Origin of the sequence: Bacillus sp. ABP14 (assembly GCF_001831375.1) — a bacterium.
Lineage (GTDB): Bacteria > Bacillota > Bacilli > Bacillales > Bacillaceae_G > Bacillus_A > Bacillus_A paranthracis.
The window spans coordinates 3,770,896-3,788,827 of record NZ_CP017016.1 but is presented as its reverse complement, the minus strand read 5'-3'; the positions used below and the strand labels follow the sequence as shown (position 1 = coordinate 3,788,827).

20 protein-coding genes are annotated in these 17,932 nt (G+C 35.7%); 16 read left to right on the top strand and 4 right to left on the bottom strand.

Annotated elements, in window-relative coordinates; all coding sequences use genetic code 11:
• The 3 genes from spoVAEA (at nt 1) to BGI23_RS19540 (ending at nt 2,930) form a co-directional block, all read left to right on the top strand.
• Nucleotides 1-570, top strand: coding sequence for a stage V sporulation protein SpoVABEA (gene spoVAEA / locus BGI23_RS19550; RefSeq protein ID WP_001254414.1), 570 nt, complete (start codon nt 1-3; stop codon nt 568-570).
• Entirely contained in the window at nt 557-2,029 is a 1,473-nt protein-coding gene (spoVAF, locus tag BGI23_RS19545) for a spore germination protein SpoVAF (protein ID WP_000165587.1), read from the top strand. The genes spoVAEA and spoVAF overlap by 14 nt, the downstream gene beginning before the upstream one ends.
• 97 nt (nt 2,030-2,126) lie before the next feature.
• The gene (locus BGI23_RS19540) at nt 2,127-2,930 is read left to right on the top strand and encodes a Cof-type HAD-IIB family hydrolase (protein WP_070806785.1); all 804 of its coding nucleotides are present in this window, start codon (nt 2,127-2,129) and stop codon (nt 2,928-2,930) included.
• Between the two features lie 30 nt (nt 2,931-2,960).
• Here BGI23_RS19540 and BGI23_RS19535 read toward each other — a convergent pair whose 3' ends face one another.
• Nucleotides 2,961-3,827 carry a DUF1002 domain-containing protein gene (locus tag BGI23_RS19535; protein WP_000850502.1) on the bottom strand — a complete coding sequence of 289 codons (867 nt, stop codon included), beginning with the start codon at nt 3,825-3,827 and terminating at the stop codon, nt 2,961-2,963.
• 187 nt (nt 3,828-4,014) lie between these two features.
• On the opposite strand from BGI23_RS19535, the gene BGI23_RS19530 reads away from it, so the two are divergent.
• From BGI23_RS19530 to ribT, 3 genes are all read left to right on the top strand, one after another.
• Complete coding sequence (locus tag BGI23_RS19530) at nt 4,015-4,452, top strand: peptidylprolyl isomerase (protein ID WP_000853792.1); 438 nt, start codon at nt 4,015-4,017, stop codon at nt 4,450-4,452.
• 215 nt (nt 4,453-4,667) lie between these two features.
• On the top strand, nt 4,668-4,850 hold the full coding sequence (locus BGI23_RS28760; protein WP_041184137.1) for a hypothetical protein: 183 nt from the start codon (nt 4,668-4,670) through the stop codon (nt 4,848-4,850).
• A 68-nt stretch (nt 4,851-4,918) separates the two neighbouring features.
• Nucleotides 4,919-5,287, top strand: coding sequence for a GNAT family N-acetyltransferase RibT (ribT, locus tag BGI23_RS19520; RefSeq protein WP_000908396.1), 369 nt, complete (start codon nt 4,919-4,921; stop codon nt 5,285-5,287).
• 20 nt (nt 5,288-5,307) lie between these two features.
• Here ribT and BGI23_RS19515 read toward each other — a convergent pair whose 3' ends face one another.
• On the bottom strand, nt 5,308-5,826 hold the full coding sequence (locus tag BGI23_RS19515; protein WP_000283586.1) for a DUF309 domain-containing protein: 519 nt from the start codon (nt 5,824-5,826) through the stop codon (nt 5,308-5,310).
• A 98-nt stretch (nt 5,827-5,924) separates the two neighbouring features.
• Nucleotides 5,925-6,020: a YjcZ family sporulation protein gene (locus BGI23_RS19510; RefSeq protein WP_000510194.1), complete on the bottom strand. Its 96-nt coding sequence runs from the start codon at nt 6,018-6,020 to the stop codon at nt 5,925-5,927.
• A gap of 169 nt (nt 6,021-6,189) precedes the next feature.
• Between BGI23_RS19510 and scpA the strand changes: the two genes are divergently transcribed.
• The 6 genes from scpA to phnF all read left to right on the top strand — a co-directional run bounded on the left by scpA (nt 6,190) and on the right by phnF (nt 11,449).
• Nucleotides 6,190-6,933, top strand: a complete 744-nt coding sequence (scpA, locus tag BGI23_RS19505) for a segregation/condensation protein A (protein ID WP_001199760.1) — start codon at nt 6,190-6,192, stop codon at nt 6,931-6,933.
• A 158-nt stretch (nt 6,934-7,091) separates the two neighbouring features.
• Nucleotides 7,092-7,664: a segregation/condensation protein ScpB gene (gene scpB / locus BGI23_RS19495; protein ID WP_070806784.1), complete on the top strand. Its 573-nt coding sequence runs from the start codon at nt 7,092-7,094 to the stop codon at nt 7,662-7,664.
• Between the two features lie 77 nt (nt 7,665-7,741).
• On the top strand, nt 7,742-8,644 hold the full coding sequence (locus BGI23_RS19490; RefSeq protein WP_001214100.1) for a ComEC/Rec2 family competence protein: 903 nt from the start codon (nt 7,742-7,744) through the stop codon (nt 8,642-8,644).
• Nucleotides 8,645-8,852: 208 nt separating this feature from the next.
• On the top strand, nt 8,853-9,995 hold the full coding sequence (gene nagA / locus BGI23_RS19485) for an N-acetylglucosamine-6-phosphate deacetylase (protein ID WP_014893528.1): 1,143 nt from the start codon (nt 8,853-8,855) through the stop codon (nt 9,993-9,995).
• Nucleotides 9,996-9,999: 4 nt separating this feature from the next.
• Nucleotides 10,000-10,788, top strand: a complete 789-nt coding sequence (gene nagB, locus BGI23_RS19480) for a glucosamine-6-phosphate deaminase (protein ID WP_001024206.1) — start codon at nt 10,000-10,002, stop codon at nt 10,786-10,788.
• Nucleotides 10,718-11,449 (top strand): phosphonate metabolism transcriptional regulator PhnF, encoded by a 732-nt coding sequence (phnF, locus tag BGI23_RS19475; protein ID WP_002194085.1) that lies wholly within the window; start codon nt 10,718-10,720, stop codon nt 11,447-11,449. The genes nagB and phnF overlap by 71 nt, the downstream gene beginning before the upstream one ends.
• Before the next feature lie 70 nt (nt 11,450-11,519).
• Here phnF and BGI23_RS19470 read toward each other — a convergent pair whose 3' ends face one another.
• A complete protein-coding gene (locus BGI23_RS19470) occupies nt 11,520-12,326 on the bottom strand; it encodes a Cof-type HAD-IIB family hydrolase (protein ID WP_070806783.1) in 807 nt (268 codons plus the stop codon).
• Nucleotides 12,327-12,491: 165 nt separating this feature from the next.
• Between BGI23_RS19470 and glcT the strand changes: the two genes are divergently transcribed.
• The 4 genes from glcT (at nt 12,492) to ptsP (ending at nt 17,854) form a co-directional block, all read left to right on the top strand.
• Nucleotides 12,492-13,340 carry a glucose PTS transporter transcription antiterminator GlcT gene (glcT, locus tag BGI23_RS19465; protein ID WP_000073863.1) on the top strand — a complete coding sequence of 283 codons (849 nt, stop codon included), beginning with the start codon at nt 12,492-12,494 and terminating at the stop codon, nt 13,338-13,340.
• A 339-nt stretch (nt 13,341-13,679) separates the two neighbouring features.
• Entirely contained in the window at nt 13,680-15,743 is a 2,064-nt protein-coding gene (gene ptsG, locus BGI23_RS19460) for a PTS glucose transporter subunit IIABC (protein ID WP_000473192.1), read from the top strand.
• A gap of 135 nt (nt 15,744-15,878) precedes the next feature.
• Nucleotides 15,879-16,142 carry a phosphocarrier protein HPr gene (gene ptsH, locus BGI23_RS19455; RefSeq protein ID WP_000411079.1) on the top strand — a complete coding sequence of 88 codons (264 nt, stop codon included), beginning with the start codon at nt 15,879-15,881 and terminating at the stop codon, nt 16,140-16,142.
• Nucleotides 16,142-17,854 carry a phosphoenolpyruvate--protein phosphotransferase gene (gene ptsP, locus BGI23_RS19450; protein WP_070806782.1) on the top strand — a complete coding sequence of 571 codons (1,713 nt, stop codon included), beginning with the start codon at nt 16,142-16,144 and terminating at the stop codon, nt 17,852-17,854. Before ptsH ends, ptsP begins: the two co-directional genes overlap by 1 nt.
• Nucleotides 17,855-17,932: the final 78 nt, after the last annotated feature.

Here is a 17,932-nt window from a genome sequence, read left to right as displayed (position 1 = left end):
ATGAGACGAAGGGTTGTTTTGGTCACAGATGGAGATGAATATGCAAAGCGAACAATTGAGCTTTTAACGAAGGAATTTGGGGGAAGGTGTATTTCAGCATCACAAAGCAATCCAACCAAATTGACAGGGAAGAAAGTTGTTGAGCTTATTATGCAAACGCCATATGACCCTGTATTTGTCATGTTTGATGACAGTGGATTTATTGGAGAAGGATCTGGTGAAAAAGCTTTAAAATATGTAGCCACGCATAAACAAATTGATGTACTTGGGATTTTAGCGGTAGCGTCTAATACACATCATTGGGAATGGGCACGTGTAGATGTAAGCGTGGATCGAAACGGGAATTTAACGGAATATGGCGTTGATAAGTTTGGACTCCCAGATGGTGAAATTGGCAGAATTAGCGGAGATACAATTTATTGTTTAGATGATTTGAATGTTCCTGTCATTGTTGGAATTGGTGATATTGGTAAGATGTGTGGAAATGATGAATGGGAGAGAGGCTCACCAATTACGAAAAAAGCAATTCAGTTAATTTTGGAAAGGAGTGGGTTTTATGACGAAGCCTAAAAAAATAGATATCCCTATTTCAACTTTCATAAGTGACAATGAAAATTATTTAAAACAAACGGTTGGATTAGGCGTTACATTTGATGTTGGTATTCGTAAATTTCAAATTTTGAATAAAGAAATTGCTGTGTTATTCGTAAATGGACTTTGTGATACGAATTATATTATTCCTATTTTAGAAGAAGCTGTGGATACGAATGAAATAAGGGATGTTGAAGAAGATACAGTAAAGCTTTTAGAGAATCGTTTAATTCATCAGCAAGTAAGTAAAGTGAAAACGATGGATGAAGTAATGGTTCAAGCGTTATCAGGGCTTATTATTATATTTGTGGAAGGCGAAACAGAAGCGTTTGCGATAGATGTTCGTAGCTACCCAGGACGAACACCGACAGAGCCAGATACTGAAAAAGTAGTACGCGGTGCGAGAGATGGATTTGTTGAAAATATCGTTGTAAATACAGCGTTAATTCGTAGAAGAATTCGAGATCCACGTCTTCGAAATGAAATTATTCGAGTAGGGGATCGATCGCAAACGGATATTTGTATTACATATGTACAAGATGTTGCAAATCCAGATTTAGTAAAGATTATAAAACAAGAATTAAATAACATCGATGTCGATGGCATTACGATGGCGGATAAAACAGTGGAAGAATTTGTTGTAAAGCAAAGCTATAACCCATTCCCGCTTATTCGATATACAGAAAGACCGGATGTAGCAGCAAATCATTTATTAGAAGGACATGTTCTAGTACTAGTTGATACATCACCGAGTGCTATGATTACGCCAACAACATATTTTCATCATTTACAGCATGCAGAAGAGTTTAGACAAAATCCAGCTGTCGGAACATTTTTACGTTGGGTACGCTTTTTAGGTGTTTTATTCTCTTTGTTTTTACTACCGTTTTGGTTAGTGTTTGTATTTGATCCAACTCTTTTACCAGAAAATCTTGCTTTTATTGGACCGACTAAGATGACACATTTACCAATTTTATTACAGGTGATAATGGCAGAAGTAGGGCTTGAATTTTTAAGGATGGCAGCCATTCATACTCCAACGCCGTTATCGTCTGCAGCAGGATTAATTTCTGCCATATTAATTGGTCAAATAGCAATTGATGTAGGTTTGTTTGTACCAGAAGTTATTTTGTATGTAGCAGTTTCTATGATCGGGGCATATGCAACACCGAGTTATGAATTAGGACTTGGAAATAAGGTTGGAAAATTGTTTGTTATTATTTTAACAGGTCTCTTTCATGAGATGGGATTTGTAATTGGTATGACGATATTGATTTTATTTTTAACGTCTATCAAAAGTTTACAAACACCATACTTATGGCCGTTTTTACCATTTGATTGGGGCGCATTAACAAAAATTCTACTCCGTCCGACGATGTCTAGTTTAAAAGTACGACCAAGTATCGTAAGACCTCAAAATGTAAAAAGACAAAAATAAACGGGATTATACACCCGTTTATTTTTTTTAGCGAAAATTTATTGTTTTTTAACAAAAATCAAACATTTTTTGTGTACACTTAGAGTAGATATTGTGTATGGAAGGGGAAGAGGACATGATTAAATTATTTGTAAGTGATTTAGATGACACGCTCGTTTACAATGTGAATGATATGCAAAAAGAAGATGAACGTGCAATTTGTTGGTTAGCTGAAAAAGGGACAAATATTTGTTTTGCCTCAGGCCGCTTTACTCATCGAATTGATGAAGTCGTAAATAGGTTTGCATTCCCATATTACACAACTGGCTTAAATGGAGCGACAATGTTACTTCCGGATGGGAATTTATTTTATGAATCGAGTTTTGAAAATACGGTTGCCCAAGAAATATATCGATATATACATAAAAAAGGACTAGCGGATATTGTTTGTGCAAATGAGCAGCGATATACAAAAAGGAAGAATGAACATCACCATAATTTTGAAGCGTATATGGGGGTGCATATCGCTGAAATTGAAGCGTTAGAAGAGGAATTTGGTAAAACTGTACATCCTGCGAAATTGTTTGTTTTTGGGGAAGAAGAGACAATTGAAGCATTAGATCAAGAATTACGAGATACATTTCAGAACGAAGCGGAAGTTTTTATGTCTGGTAAACGCTATGTTGACATTATGCCAAGGGGAGTAAGTAAAGGGAGTGCTTTAAGACGACTAATGGAACATTTGCAAATTGAAGCAAATGAAGTTGCATGCATTGGAGATTCTTTCAATGATATTTCTATGTTTGAAGTAACCCCGCATTCATTTACTCTGCACCATGCTCATCCATATGTGAAGGAGAAAGCGAATCATATTGTTCGTTCGGTTGAAGAAGCTATTATGAAATTGCCGTTACTTGTATAAAAAAGAAGCTCGCTACTAGCGAGCTTCTTTTTACTTGAATAACGATTTAACAAAATCAATGATACTTGAGAAGAAATCTTTCACTTTATCTAGGAAACTTTGCCCTTCTTCAGATCCTAAAAAGGCAGAAACGTGTTCTTTTGCTTTATTTAACTGACTGCCAACTTGATTCCAATCAATGTTAAGATTTTTCATTTTATCAAATAGAGCAACTAAGTTATCTAACTGTTCATCCGTTAATGTAATACCAAGTTGATCCGCAATTTTTTTAATTAATGAACGTAAATCTTCAGTCGTTTTTGGCTGCTCTTTGGCAATTTCTTCTTTAATTTTCGCAACAAGTTGAACTGCTTTTTCTTCACCAATTTTATCGCCGAGCTGGGATGTTTGCACCATTTCTTCATTGGCTACTTTTTTTACTTCCTCAGGAATTGCTTTGTTTGATGTTGTTTCATAGGCTTTCATTAAACCAGTTAAAGCAGCAGTTCCAGAAACTTTAAATGGTGCAGTAATTTGAATTTCTGCATCTTTCACACCTGCTGTAATAAGTGCGTTTGTGTACATTGCATCTGTTATTGAATTAATGTTTTTTGAACGTACAATGAGACCAGAACCTGGCTTTGTGTATGTGATCATAGAAGAGGAAATTGCTCTCGTACCAATTTGCGCTTTTGGAACAATCCCTTCTAGAAATTTATGTTCTTCCGCATTAGACACAGTAATAATTGTAGCATCTTTTGGTGCTTTCATTTCTTTTAACAGATCTTGTTTTTGTTGTTCAGACAAGTTTTCTCCTAGTGTAACAATTGATTCTCCTTCGATGATGTCTGCAAACGAAGCTGTTGGCATAATAAATACTGCTACAGCTAATAGCAGAGCTAGTAATTTCGTTTTCACGAAAAATCGCTCCCTTTCTCTTTCTAAAATTTTCGGGCAACACAGTTATTATAGTATATATTTCTTATTTGTCACCTAGCTTTTTCCACATTTCAAAAAAGAAGTATGTAGATTGTCGGATTCTTTTTGTTTCTAGTCATGAATGTGGTAATATAGTGCTGAGATAGTTGAAAGGAGACATATACGTATGAAAACTTTAGGATACATAGTAATGGAAAATGGTGAAAAAATCGATTTGGAATTTTTCCCAGAAGAGGCACCAAAAACAGTAGAAAACTTTAAAAAACTAGCAGAGCAAGGATTTTATGATGGTGTGACATTCCACCGCGTTATTCCTGGCTTCGTAAGCCAAGGTGGAGACCCAACAGGAACAGGTGCGGGTGGCCCAGGTTACTCTATCCCATGTGAAACTGATGGAAATCCTCATAGACACCTTGTAGGATCACTTTCTATGGCTCATGCTGGCCGTAACACAGGCGGTAGCCAATTCTTTATCGTTCATGAGCCACAGCCACACTTAGATGGTGTACATACTGTATTCGGTAAAGTAACAAGCGGTATTGAAACAGTATTAAACATGCGTCAAGGTGATGTAATGAAAGAAGTTAAAGTTTGGGAAGAATAAGTGAATGAGAAAAGAGAGCTATTGCTCTCTTTTTTTTTAATAGGAATGGGTATTTCGTTTACGGTACATGATACAAGTAGTAATGTGATTGTAGTGAAAATAAGTCGCTTATGAGAACAAAATATTAACAAATTACATAGAATACATTAGATTACACATTTCAATAAAAGTTGTTTATTACATTCATTTTGCTAGAATTCATCTGCTCTAAGGTGATGAATAGTGAAGTGATAATGAGCGGTGGATGTTTCTTTTCACTTTCATATAACAGTGTTTCTTCTTTTATCTACTTAACAAAAATAGTAATGAAACGTATATTTGACTTTCTTCTTTTCGCTTTGTATGATTATCAAGTTGTTTTAAGCTCTTCTCACTCTGTTGAAAATATTGTAAAATGAATGTGATATGAAAAGAGTGATTGAGGGGATTTAATAGTTTGTAACTTTTGTAAGAAGGGATAAGGGTTATGTTAATTCGTTTTAAAAAAAGTTATGAAAAGATTGCAATGGGGCTTCTTTCATTTATGCCAACTGAAAAAGATGTGAAAACATTACAATTGACTATGAAAGATTATGAAGCAAAGGATGATTGGCAATTGTATTTGTGGAAACAAAACGAAGATTTTGTTGGGATAATGGGGATTGTAAAAAAAGAGAATCAAGTTTTGGAAATTCAGCATTTGAGTGTGAATCCATCTCACCGTCATATGGGTATTGGGACGAAGATGGTTCAAGAGTTAAAGAGTAAATTTCTTGAATTTACAATTTGCGGAAATGAGCAAACAGCAAGTTTTTGCAAAAAGTGTAAAGAGCTTGAACAAAATATACATTCGTGAAAGCAGAGATAAGTAGTTTATTATCTCTGCTTTCTTTTTTGTAATTGTTCGTTTCGTTCAGCGATGACTTCTGTTCGATCACGTAATGTGTGCTTATGTATTATAAATTCATTAGAAGTAGCATTCACGTCTTTCCAAGGAAGGTTTTGTTTCTGACATAATTCTATGCAGTACTTTTCTAATGTTGTATCCGACAATGGTAAAAATAACGGTGTAAAACTTTCTTTTTTCTGGATAGATTGCAATTTATCTTTGAGTAAGAACAGAAGTTGTGCCTCATTTATTCCTAAACGAAGTAAATGTGCACTGTTTTTTTCTAAAATCGTTATGGCGCTTTTCATCATCTTCTCTGCGCCATTCCAGTTAGAGCGTCTGTGATGGTATAAAGAAACTGCAATTTGAATGAGGCCGACTAAATAATGATCCCGATTTCCTCTCGGTTTTGTTTTCCAATATTCTTCCAGTATTTCGTGGCATTCAAAATAATCATAATCTCCGTGAAAATGAATTAAAAACTGTATGTATTCCGTAGGATACATTTTCTTCGCCCCTATCTAACGGTTATAAGTATAAGTTTATCATAGAAATATGAACAATAAACGACTAGGGAATTTCTCCCTAGTCGTTATTGTTCATATTAGCAGAAGCAAGCTGCCCCTACAATAATGAGTAAAATAAACAATACAACAAGTAATGCGAACCCACCGCTAAAACCACAATCAACGTGACCCATAGTTTTTTGACCTCCTACATTGTTCTTACTACACTGTTATCATATGAAGTGGTGGGCATGATGCCATAGGCATAGGTCTATTTTTAATTAAATTTCTTAAAAAGGTTGGATAGAACATGAGTATGCTCTATACTTATGTTGTTATAGAAAAAATGTGGTGGGATGCTTTGTGCAGTATAATTTTAAAGTAGAGGCTTTTGAAGGGCCTTTAGATTTATTGTTACATTTAATACATCGTTATGAAATTGATATATATAATATTCCTGTAGCGGAAATTACAGAGCAATATTTATCTTATGTTCATACGATGAAAGAACTACAATTAGATGTTGCAAGTGAGTATTTAGTAATGGCTGCAACGTTATTACAAATTAAAAGTAAAATGTTGTTGCCGAAACATGAAGAAGATGTACTTGATAACGGTGATGACTTTATAGATGATCCTCGTCAAGAATTGATGGAGAGGTTAATTGAATATAAGAAATATAAGCAAGTTGCTACTGAACTAAAAGAAAGAGAACAAGAAAGAGCACAGCTATATACACGTCCGCCAATTGATTTTACATCGTTGCAACAAGAAGAGGAGACAAGCTTGCCTCTTGATGTTACGTTATATGATATGCTAGCGGCATTTCAAAAATTAATGCGCCGTAAAAAAGCAAAGAAACCTGTGACAACACGTATTACTCGTCAGGAAATACCAATTGAACAGCGTATGACGGATATTTTAAAGCTGTTAGAAATACAAGGTGGTCGTCAAAGTTTTTATGATTTGTTTGTTGATGATGAACGGGAAATCATGGTTGTAACATTTTTAGCGGTTCTTGAGCTTATGAAAAATCAACAAATCGTAATTGAACAAGAACATAATTTTGATGAAATTTTCGTATCAAGCTATACTAAATCTGCATAGAGTTAGTATGGAAAATGGGATAGAAATAGTATATCTCATGCTAGGTTTGAATGTATCGTTTGGAACAAGAGAAAAAATATTGAACCGAACGCATTGATTGTGATTCGGTTTTTTGATGTGTATTTTTATGGAGAAAATAGGAGGAAGGAGCTCGTAAGATGGATAGAACAGAACAGAAATCAATCATTGAAGGGCTTTTATTTGTTTCTGGTGATGAAGGGATTTCTCCTGAACAAATAGCAAAAGTCCTTGAAATTGAAGGAAACGAAGTAATCGATATTTTAGAAGAAATGCAAAAAGAATGTGAAGGTGCACACCGAGGTTTGCAAATTGTACAGTATGCAAAAGTATATCGTTTTGCTACAAAGAAAGAACATGCGTTGTACTATCAAAAACTAATAGATATCCCAACAGCTGCTTCACTCTCTCAGGCTGCGCTAGAAACGTTAGCAATTGTTGCATATCGTCAACCCATTACAAGAACAGAAATGGAAGAGATTAGAGGGGTAAAAACCGATAAGGCGTTACAAACGTTAGTATCACACTTACTTATAAAAGAAATGGGAAGAGCAGAAGGACCTGGGCGTCCGATTTTATATGGAACGACAAAAGAATTTTTAGACACATTTGGATTAAAAACATTAGATGATTTACCTCCGCTTTCTGAAGAAAACGAACAAATGAATGAAGCGGATTTATTCTTCGGTTCTTTACAAGAGATATCGAAATAAAAGCTTAGCATTTTGCTAAGCTTTTTTGTATATCAATTATATACCGTGCCATACTAATTGAAAAAAGGAGACGAGTTATGAGAGGTATACGAAGTGTTTTATTATTAGTTTCTGTTTTGTTATGCTTTTCTTTAAATAGTGCATCTGCCAAAAGGTATATGATGTCTATTCATACCGCGTCTCCTTTACATATGCAGCGGCAACATTTTGGTAAAATGAAAGTGAGTTTCTTAAAAGTTGGACAAGGTGATGCAACACTTATTATATTGCCAAATGGACAAACGATGTTAATTGATGGAGGGCCTTATGAAGCTGGTGAGGTTGTTATCCAAAAACTAATTGAAAAAGGAATTAACCATTTAGATGCTATCGTCAGTACTCATCCGGATATGGATCACATTGGAGGACTCATTCCGATTGTAGAGCAGATGCCGGTATCACTTATATTAGATAGTGGAAAAACATATAGTTCTCTTACTTATCATACGTATCGAAATCATATAAAGAAAAGGGGAATCCCTTTCATTTCAGTAAAAGAGGGACAATACATACCGCTAGATCCGCATGTTTCCATACAAGTATTAAACAATGGGAAGTCCAAAGATGAAAATAATGAATCTTCAATTGTATTAAAGATTCGGTATGGTAAGGCAGATTTTTTACTAATGGGTGATGCTGATGTGCGAACGGAAACTGAAATATTAAAGCAATTTGATGTACATGCAGATGTGTTAAAGGTGGGACATCATGGCTCGTACACTTCAACAAGTGAAAGGTTTATAAAGAAGGTAGAACCACAGTTCGCGATTCTTTCTTATGGTAGCAGAAATCCGTATGGACATCCGCATCAAAGTGTAGTGAGACGATTAAAACAGCATGGTATAATGATGTATGGAACAAATAAGCGTACAGTAGAAATGGAAACAGACGGCGAACATATTACAATTGGGTCTAGCGGATTAATGCCATTACTTAAGTGATTCATACAATAGATGATATTGTTCCTTTTTGGAAAAAATGAATAACATATATTATAATTGCGAGAGACGTACTAAGTTTCCTTTTTGTTAAACAAAGAGGAAATTTCATTAGAATGTATAGACAACTACTCGTGCATATATTAAGATGGAATTAGGCGAATAAGGTAATAATAACAAGTAGGTATTTCATGGGAAAGGATCGATGAAAATGAAAACGCAAGTTGTCATCAATGCCAAAATTTATACAGGTCAAGAAGTAGTGGAAAACGGATTTATTCGTTACACAGAAACAATTAAAGAAATTGGTTTGATGGCTCAATATGTATCACAAGAAAATGAAGCGGTTTTAGATGCGGCAGGGAAAATTGTGATTCCAGGTATGATTGATGTTCATATTCATGGTGGATACGATATTGATGCGATGGATGCAAATAGCGATGGGTTAGTAACTCTAGGTAAAGAAATGTTAAAAGAAGGAGTTACAACTTACTTCCCAACAACAATGACACAAGCTCCAGAAGCAATCGAAGCAGCACTACATGCTGCGAAGGAAGCGAAAGAAAAAGGAGCACATTTCGAATATATTCACTTAGAAGGACCGTATGTTTCAAAGAAACGTGCAGGTGCACAACCACTTGAACATATTGTTCCTGCGAATATTGAACAATTTAAACAATGGCAGGAAGCAAGCGGAAATTTAATTAAATTAGTAACATATGCACCTGAAGAAGAAGGTGCGTTAGAGTTTGAGCAATATCTTGCTGAAACTGGTGTTGTTGGCACAATGGGACATACCGATGCAATTGATGCGCAACTAAAAAATAGAAACATTACACATGCAACGCATTTATACAATCAAATGCGTGGATTACATCACCGTGAACCAGGAGTTGTTGGTCATGTGTTATTAAATCCAGATGTAATGGTTGAAGTAATTACAGATGGTATTCACATTCACCCGGATATGGTGAAATTAGCATATAAATTAAAAGGACCGAAAAAAGTAAGTGTTATTACTGATGCAATGCGTGCAAAAGGTCTTGAAGATGGATTATATGAGCTTGGCGGACAGCCAGTACATGTAAAAGATGGTAGTGCTCGATTAGAAGATGGAACGTTAGCTGGTAGTATTCTAAAAATGGATCAAGCTTTCCGAAATGTAATTGAATTTACAGGTTGTTCAATCGAAGATGCAGTACTAATGACATCAGTGAACCAAGCAGAAGAGTTTGGATTAAATAATAAAGGTGCATTAGCGGTAGGAAAAGATGCAGACTTTGTTGTGATGAATGAAGATTTACATGTATATGATACGGTTCGTTTAGGAATTCATATGAAGGAAGGGAAGTAATGAAATGAATATTCTTGTTGTAAAAACTCCAGAAGAACTAGCAGAAGCAGGTTATAAATTAATTGAAGAAGTTGTAAAAACAAAAGAAAATCCAACATTAGGAATGGCTACAGGAAGCTCTCCATTAGGTATTTATGCAGAAATGCGAAAAAATAAACTTGATACAAGCCGTGTAACCACTGTAAACTTAGATGAGTACGTAAATTTACCACATGAAGATAAAAACAGCTATCACTATTTCATGCAAGAACAGTTGTTTGATCATCTTCCATTTAAACAAACTTATGTACCAAACGGGATGGCAAGTGATTTAGAGGAAGAGTGCAAACGTTACGAGGGCATTCTAGCTGCTAACCCAGTTGACCTACAGATTCTTGGAATCGGTGAAAACGGTCACATCGGATTTAACGAACCAGGAACACCGTTTAATTCTCCAACAAACATTGTTGAATTAACAGAATCTACACGCCAAGCAAACCTTCGCTTCTTCGAAAAAGAAGAAGATGTGCCAACTCATGCAATTACAATGGGAATTGGAAGCATTATGAAAGCGAAACAAATTCTACTTGTTGCTATGGGTTCTAAAAAGGCAGAAGCTGTTAAAGAATTATTGCAAGGTGCATATAGTGAAGCGTGTCCTGCTACAGTTTTACAACGTCATCCGAATGTAACCGTAATCGCTGATCAAGAAGCTCTATCTTTATGCAGTGAGGCGATTGCTGATGAACATCGACAAGTATTCACCATTTCCGATCTATTATCAGATTCAAGAGTGGGTGAAACAGCTAATTGAGGACGGCGAATGGAAGCCGGGAGATAAAATCCCATCTGAGAATGAACTTTGCGATAAGTTCGAAGTGAGTCGTATGACAATCAGACAGGCGATTAATAATTTAGTGGAACAAGGTTATTTATATCGGAAACGTGGAATCGGTACGTTTGTCCAACTTCCGAAAGTGGAACAAAAATTGCAAGGAATGACAGGATTCACGGAAGATATGATTTCTCGTGGGATGAACCCAAGTAGTCAATTATTAAGTTTCCGCCTAGTTCCAGCTACTGCGAAAATAGCAGACCGGCTGAGAATACAGGAGGGAGAGTCGGTTTATGAAGTGAGGCGTATTCGCTTAGCTGACGATGAACCGATTGCTTTTGAGACGACATATTTGTCGCCAGCTCTTGTAAAAGATATTAACGAAGAAATATTGCAACAATCTTTATATGAACATTTAGAGAAAAAACTGGGCTTCAAACTTGTTAGCGCTACTCAATCAATCGAAGCTTCAATTGCAACGGATAATGAAGCGGAACATCTGCATATTCCTAAAAAGGCGCCAGTGCTTGTAATGCGTCAATGGTCATATTCAGAAGGTGAAGTACCGTTAGAGTATGTGAAATGTATTTATCGTGGAGATCGTTATAAGTTTATTACAAACATCGCACGTAACAAATAATATATTTCAGTTTGTGAAGTACAGTAAATGTCAAATTGTTTAACATGTAAAGAAAAAATACGACTCATCCTTACAAGGAGTGAGTCGTATTTTTATTATGAGCAATTACGTGGTTAACAGCATCTTTAACTGTATTTACCACATAGTGAGCGTGTTCTTTTACTGCGTCATCTGCTTGAGCCATAGCAAAACTGTGAGGAGTTAAAGCAAACATTGGAATATCATTATAAGAATCCCCTATGCAAGCAACTTCCTCTGGTTGTAATTGAAACTCTTTTAATAAAACAGAAATAGCAGAACCTTTACTAATATTAGGTGGCATTACATCTAAGCATTGTTCTGCTGAAATGAACGTACTAACTTTTCCATGAAATTTTTCATCAATTTTTTTCTGAAGGAGTTGTAAGCTCTCCTTTGTTCCACCGACAGAAATTTTATTCGGGAAAATTGTATCATCTATTTTCTGTAATAAATTTGGTTCTTCGACAGAAGTCATCGTTACTTGTTGCTCAAGTTCGTGAATAAACGGTGTTTTTTCTTCAATGTAGTAATTATGTTCATCACTAACATAACGGAAATAAGGATCTTCATTCGTCATGTGTAACAATTCAGGAAGAATGCTGGAATCAAAAGTTGCAGATAATAGCTGCTTATTTTCATTTGTATATACAAAAACACCATTAACACTAATGCGGTGGAAATTTGTATTTACAGCTTTCATTAAGCCTGCAATTTCATTATCAAGTCGGCCAGAAGCGAAACAAAGAATCACATTTTGTTCAGCAAGACTACGAAGTGCTACAATATCCTGTTCGTCAATTAAACCTCCGTGTTGCATCATTGTACCGTCGATATCGCTTACAAACATTTTAATCATGTTGCTATCTCCTTTCTATGTACAGTTGCTCTTACATTATACGCATCATATATAAACATGTCTAAAAAATGAATTTTTATGAAATGGTAGATGTTTTACATTGACGACAAAGAAGAATGTTCTGTAACATAAAAGCAGGCTATTTAAGTACGAGGGTGGTGTTATATGAGTAATTATCTAGAAATTAAAAAAGTTTTAAATAATAATGTCATCATTGCTAGCCATCCTGAACATGAGGAAGTAGTAGTGATTGGTAAAGGAATTGGATTTGGGAAAAAAGCGAAAGATGTATTGGAGCAAGAACAAATTGAAAAAATGTTTGTTCTAAAAAATGAACGTGATCGTGAACAATACAAACTGCTAGTTCCACATGTGAGTGAAAAATTAATTGAATTAATGAATGATATTATGTTCTATATTCAAGAAAAAGCAAAATCTCCATTGAATGAACATATTCATATCGCTTTAACAGATCATATTTCTTTTGCAATTAAGCGTTTAAAACAAGGGTTTACAATTGATAATCCTTTTTTAGTTGAAACGAAAATGCTCTATCCAGAGGAATATAAAATTGCTGAAGGTGTTGTAAACCTTTTAAATTCTCGTTTGCAAATTACATTGCCAGAAGGAGAAATCGGGTTTATTGCACTCCATATTTACAGTTCACTTACAAATTCAGATTTATCTTCAGTTAATCAAAACTCCCGTCTCATTGCACAGCTTGTATCTTTAATTGAGACGAACTTACAAATTACATTAGACCAAGAAAGTATTCACTATTTACGCCTTATTCGTCATCTTCAATATGCTATTGAGAGGGTGAAAAAAGGAGAAAAAGTAGAGGAATCGCAAAGTTTTGCTGATTTATTAAAGGCGGAATATCCTGTCTGTTATAATTTAGCTTGGAAGCTAGTTAAGGTTATGCAAAAAGAATTGCAACTTCCTGTTTATGAAGCAGAGAGTATATATTTAACGATGCACCTGCAGCGCTTAGTGAAGGCAGAGCATGTGTAAAAAGACATATATTTTTGTCGAAAATGAAAACGTTAAAAAAAATCATTGAATCGCTTACAATAGTTATGTATAATAACTATTGCAAAGTTATACAAATTTCGACAAACACATTAAGGTATAAAACGAAAACGTTTGCCTTAATTATAGTGAACTTATACGTAAACCTATTTTTGACACGTGTTACTGACTCGATCAGGCATGAGTGGAGAAAAGTAAGGAATGTAAGCTAGAGAAAGGGATATACTACCCTTTGTATAGCTATCGTTCTATCTTTTTTTCCTCATGTCTTTTTGGCGTTTGTCGGAAGGTATCAATATAGATAAGAGAGGAAGGGTTTCCATGTTTAAGAAGATCTTTGGTGTTCTTCAAAAAGTCGGAAAAGCGTTAATGCTTCCAGTTGCGATTTTACCGGCAGCAGGTATTTTACTTGGATTTGGTAATGCATTTCAAAATCCACAGTTAACAAATGTTATTCCTGCATTAAAAGCAGATTGGTTCGTAATGGTAGCAAAAATTATGGAACAATCTGGTGATATTATTTTCGCTAACCTTGCATTATTATTCGCAGTTGGGGTAGCGATTGGTTTAGCTGGTGGAGATGGAGTAGCTGGTTTAGCAGCGTTCGTCGGCTACTTAATTATGAACAAAACGATGAGTGTGTTCTTAGAAGTAGATAAGCTAGTGAAAGTAACAAGTTCTGGAGCAGATCCAGTAAAAATTGGATTTACGGATCCAGCATATGCAAACGTATTAGGAATTCCAACGCTACAAACTGGAGTGTTTGGTGGTATTATCGTCGGTATAGTAGCGGCATATTGCTATAATAAATACTTCAACATTGAATTACCATCATACTTAGGTTTCTTTGCAGGTAAGCGTTTCGTACCGATCGCAACTGCAACATTCTCTTTAATAGTAGGTATTATCATGTGCTTCGTTTGGCCATACATTCAAGGTGGCTTAAACACGTTCTCACATCAAATGATTGATGCAAATAGAACGTTAGCAGCATTTATTTTCGGTTTAATTGAACGTTCATTAATTCCATTTGGATTACATCACATTTTCTATTCACCGTTCTGGTTCGAATTCGGTCAGTATACAAATGCGGCTGGCGAATTAATTCGTGGTGACCAAAAAATCTTTATGGCACAGTTAAAAGACGGTGTAGAATTAACAGCAGGTACATTTACAACTGGTAAGTATCCGTTCATGATGTTCGGTCTTCCAGCAGCAGCTTTAGCAATGTACCATGAAGCACGTCCAGAAAATAAAAAATTAGCAGCTGGTATTTTAGGTTCTGCTGCATTAACATCTTTCTTAACAGGTATTACAGAGCCACTTGAATTTTCATTCTTATTCGTAGCACCAGTATTATTCGGAATTCACGCTGTATTCGCTGGTCTATCATTTATGACAATGCAAATTTTAGGTGTTAAAATTGGTATGACATTCTCTGGTGGTTTAATCGACTTCCTATTATTCGGTGTACTACCAGGCCGTACGGCATGGTGGTGGGTAATTATTGTTGGTCTTGTACTAGCAGTTATTTACTACTTCGGATTCCGATTTGCAATCCGTAAATGGGATTTAAAAACACCTGGCCGTGAAGTTGCAAATGCGAATGAAGGTGCAGGAAAAGCAGAAGCTGGTGAACTTCCTCGTGAAGTATTAGTAGCACTTGGTGGTAAAGAAAACATTGCTTCTTTAGACGCTTGTATTACTCGTTTACGTGTTCAAGTTAACGAACAAAAGAATGTAAACAAAGATCGTTTAAAAGAGCTTGGAGCAGCTGGTGTACTTGAAGTTGGAAATAACATTCAAGCTATTTTTGGACCGAAATCTGACACATTAAAATCACAAATTCATGATATTATGTCAGGTCGTACACCTCATGTTGAAAAAGCAGAACCTGTAAAAGTAGAAGAAGCTCCTCAGAAAGTTGATGAAAACGAAACAATCGTTTCACCAATTGAAGGGAAAATCCTACCAATTACAGAAGTGCCGGATCAAGTATTCTCAGGAAAAATGATGGGAGATGGATTTGCAATTGAGCCAACAGAAGGAACAGTAGTTTCTCCAGTTAACGGTGAAATTGTCAACGTATTCCCTACAAAACATGCAATTGGTATTCAATCTGAAGGCGGAAAAGAAATTTTAATCCACTTCGGTATTGATACTGTAAAATTAAATGGTGAAGGTTTTGAAGCACTTGTAGCGCAAGGTGACAAAGTGAAACAAGGACAGCCATTATTAAAAGTAGATCTTGCATTTGTAAAAGAAAATGCACCATCTATCATTACACCAATTGTATTTACGAATTTACAACAAGGGCAACAAGTCGAATTGAAAAAAGATGGAAATGTTAAGAAGGGCGAAAACGCTATTATTGACATTCAGTAGGAATTTGACGCAAAATGTTTATAATTATAATAGGCGATGTGGTTGACCGAACATCGCCTATTATATACAATAGATGATGTAGTACTCACGTCTATACAACTAAAAAATACTGTAATTTAAAGGAGATAAATTATCATGGAAAAAATCTTTAAAGTAACTAGCGACTCAGGAATTCATGCTCGTCCAGCAACTCTACTTGTAAACACTGCAAGCAAATTTGGTTCTGACATTAACTTAGAGTATAACGGAAAGAACGTTAACTTAAAATCAATCATGGGCGTTATGTCTTTAGGTATTCAACAAGGCGCAGAAATTAAAATCACTGCAAATGGTGATGATGCAGCTCAAGCACTAGCAGCTATCGAAGAAACTATGAAAAACGAAGGATTAGGAGAATAATGACTCTTAACATTCAAGGGATCGCTGCATCAAGTGGGATTGCTATTGCAAAGGCTTTCAGACTTGAAAATCCTGAATTTAACATCGAAAAGAAATCAATTACAAACGAAGCTGCAGAAATTGCACGCTTAGAAGCTGCGCTTGAGAAAGCAAAAACTGAATTAGAAGCTATTAAGGACCACGCTTTTGCTGAGCTAGGTGCTGACAAAGCTGCGATCTTTGAAGCACATTTATTAGTGTTAAATGATCCAGAACTAGTAAACCCAGTAAAAGATAAAGTAAATAGTGAAAAAGTAAATGCTGAATTTGCAATGGATGAAGTTGCATCAATGTTTATTTCTATGTTTGAAAACATGGATAACGAATATATGAAAGAACGTGCTGCGGACATTCGTGACGTAACAAAACGTGTTCTTGCACATTTACTAGGCATTAACTTCTCAAATCCTGGTACAATTTCTGAAGAAGTAATCATTATTGCTGAAGATTTAACACCATCTGATACAGCTCAGTTAAACCGTAAGTATGCAAAAGGTTTTACAACTGATATCGGTGGACGTACATCTCACTCTGCAATTATGGCTCGCTCTATGGAAATTCCAGCTGTTGTTGGTGCGAAAGTTGTTATGGAGAAAATCCAAAACGGCGATATCGTAATCATCGATGGTTTAGATGGAGAAGTAATTGTTAATCCATCAGAAGAAACTCTTCGCTCGTTTGAAGAAAAGAAAGCGAAATTTGAAGAGCAAAAAGCTGAATGGGCAAAATTAAAAGACCAAGCTACTGTAACAAGTGATGGACATCACGTTGAGCTTGTTGCAAATATCGGAACACCAAATGATGTACAAGGTATTATCGATAATGGCGGAGAAGGCGTTGGTTTATACCGTACAGAATTCTTATACATGGGCCGTGATAATCTTCCAACAGAAGAAGAGCAGTTCGAAGCGTATAAAGCAGTTCTTGAAGGTGTAAAAGAAGGTCAACCTGTTGTTGTTCGTACACTTGATATCGGTGGAGATAAAGAGCTTCCATACTTACATTTACCAAAAGAAATGAACCCATTCTTAGGATACCGTGCAATTCGCTTATGTCTTGATGAGCAAGATGTGTTCCGTACACAACTTCGTGCATTACTTCGTGCTAGCGTATACGGTAACTTAAAAATTATGTTCCCAATGATTGCAACTCTTGATGAGTTCCGTCAAGCGAAAGCGATCTTATTAGAAGAGAAAGCAAAACTTGTAGAAGCGGGTACAACTGTTTCTGATTCTATTGAAGTTGGTATGATGGTTGAAATCCCAGCTTCAGCAGTATTAGCAGATCAATTCGCAAAAGAAGTTGATTTCTTCTCTATCGGAACAAACGACTTAATTCAATACACAATGGCTGCAGACCGTATGAACGAACAAGTATCTTACTTATACCAACCATATAACCCATCTATTTTACGTCTTGTAAAAATGGTTATCGATGCTGCTCATAAAGAAGGCAAATGGGCTGGTATGTGTGGTGAGATGGCGGGCGATTCACTTGCTATCCCATTATTATTAGGATTAGGTTTAGATGAGTTCAGTATGAGTGCAACATCTATTCTTCCTGCAAGAACACAACTAAGCAAGTTGTCAAAAGCAGAAATGGAAACATTAGCAGAAAAAGCATTAATGATGTCAACTGCTGAAGAAGTTGTTGAACTAGTTAAAAGTATATAATCAATAAAAAAACCTGAGTCGATTTGAAATCGGTCTCAGGTTTTTTCTATGAGAAAAGTAAAACTTATTTTCTTACTC

Bases quoted from the DNA above. Each gene is read 5' to 3' on its own strand.
- spoVAEA (WP_001254414.1), top strand. From the start codon at position 1: ATGAGACGAAGGGTTGTTTTGGTCACAGATGGAGATGAATATGCAAAG.
- spoVAF (WP_000165587.1), top strand. From the start codon at position 557: ATGACGAAGCCTAAAAAAATAGATATCCCTATTTCAACTTTCATAAGT.
- BGI23_RS19540 (WP_070806785.1), top strand. From the start codon at position 2,127: ATGGAAGGGGAAGAGGACATGATTAAATTATTTGTAAGTGATTTAGAT.
- BGI23_RS19530 (WP_000853792.1), top strand. From the start codon at position 4,015: ATGAAAACTTTAGGATACATAGTAATGGAAAATGGTGAAAAAATCGAT.
- BGI23_RS28760 (WP_041184137.1), top strand. From the start codon at position 4,668: ATGAATAGTGAAGTGATAATGAGCGGTGGATGTTTCTTTTCACTTTCA.
- ribT (WP_000908396.1), top strand. From the start codon at position 4,919: ATGTTAATTCGTTTTAAAAAAAGTTATGAAAAGATTGCAATGGGGCTT.
- BGI23_RS19515 (WP_000283586.1), bottom strand. From the start codon at position 5,826: ATGTATCCTACGGAATACATACAGTTTTTAATTCATTTTCACGGAGAT.
- BGI23_RS19510 (WP_000510194.1), bottom strand. From the start codon at position 6,020: ATGGGTCACGTTGATTGTGGTTTTAGCGGTGGGTTCGCATTACTTGTT.
- scpB (WP_070806784.1), top strand. From the start codon at position 7,092: ATGGATAGAACAGAACAGAAATCAATCATTGAAGGGCTTTTATTTGTT.
- BGI23_RS19490 (WP_001214100.1), top strand. From the start codon at position 7,742: ATGAGAGGTATACGAAGTGTTTTATTATTAGTTTCTGTTTTGTTATGC.
- nagA (WP_014893528.1), top strand. From the start codon at position 8,853: ATGAAAACGCAAGTTGTCATCAATGCCAAAATTTATACAGGTCAAGAA.
- nagB (WP_001024206.1), top strand. From the start codon at position 10,000: ATGAATATTCTTGTTGTAAAAACTCCAGAAGAACTAGCAGAAGCAGGT.
- phnF (WP_002194085.1), top strand. From the start codon at position 10,718: ATGAACATCGACAAGTATTCACCATTTCCGATCTATTATCAGATTCAA.
- BGI23_RS19470 (WP_070806783.1), bottom strand. From the start codon at position 12,326: ATGATTAAAATGTTTGTAAGCGATATCGACGGTACAATGATGCAACAC.
- glcT (WP_000073863.1), top strand. From the start codon at position 12,492: ATGAGTAATTATCTAGAAATTAAAAAAGTTTTAAATAATAATGTCATC.
- ptsG (WP_000473192.1), top strand. From the start codon at position 13,680: ATGTTTAAGAAGATCTTTGGTGTTCTTCAAAAAGTCGGAAAAGCGTTA.
- ptsH (WP_000411079.1), top strand. From the start codon at position 15,879: ATGGAAAAAATCTTTAAAGTAACTAGCGACTCAGGAATTCATGCTCGT.
- ptsP (WP_070806782.1), top strand. From the start codon at position 16,142: ATGACTCTTAACATTCAAGGGATCGCTGCATCAAGTGGGATTGCTATT.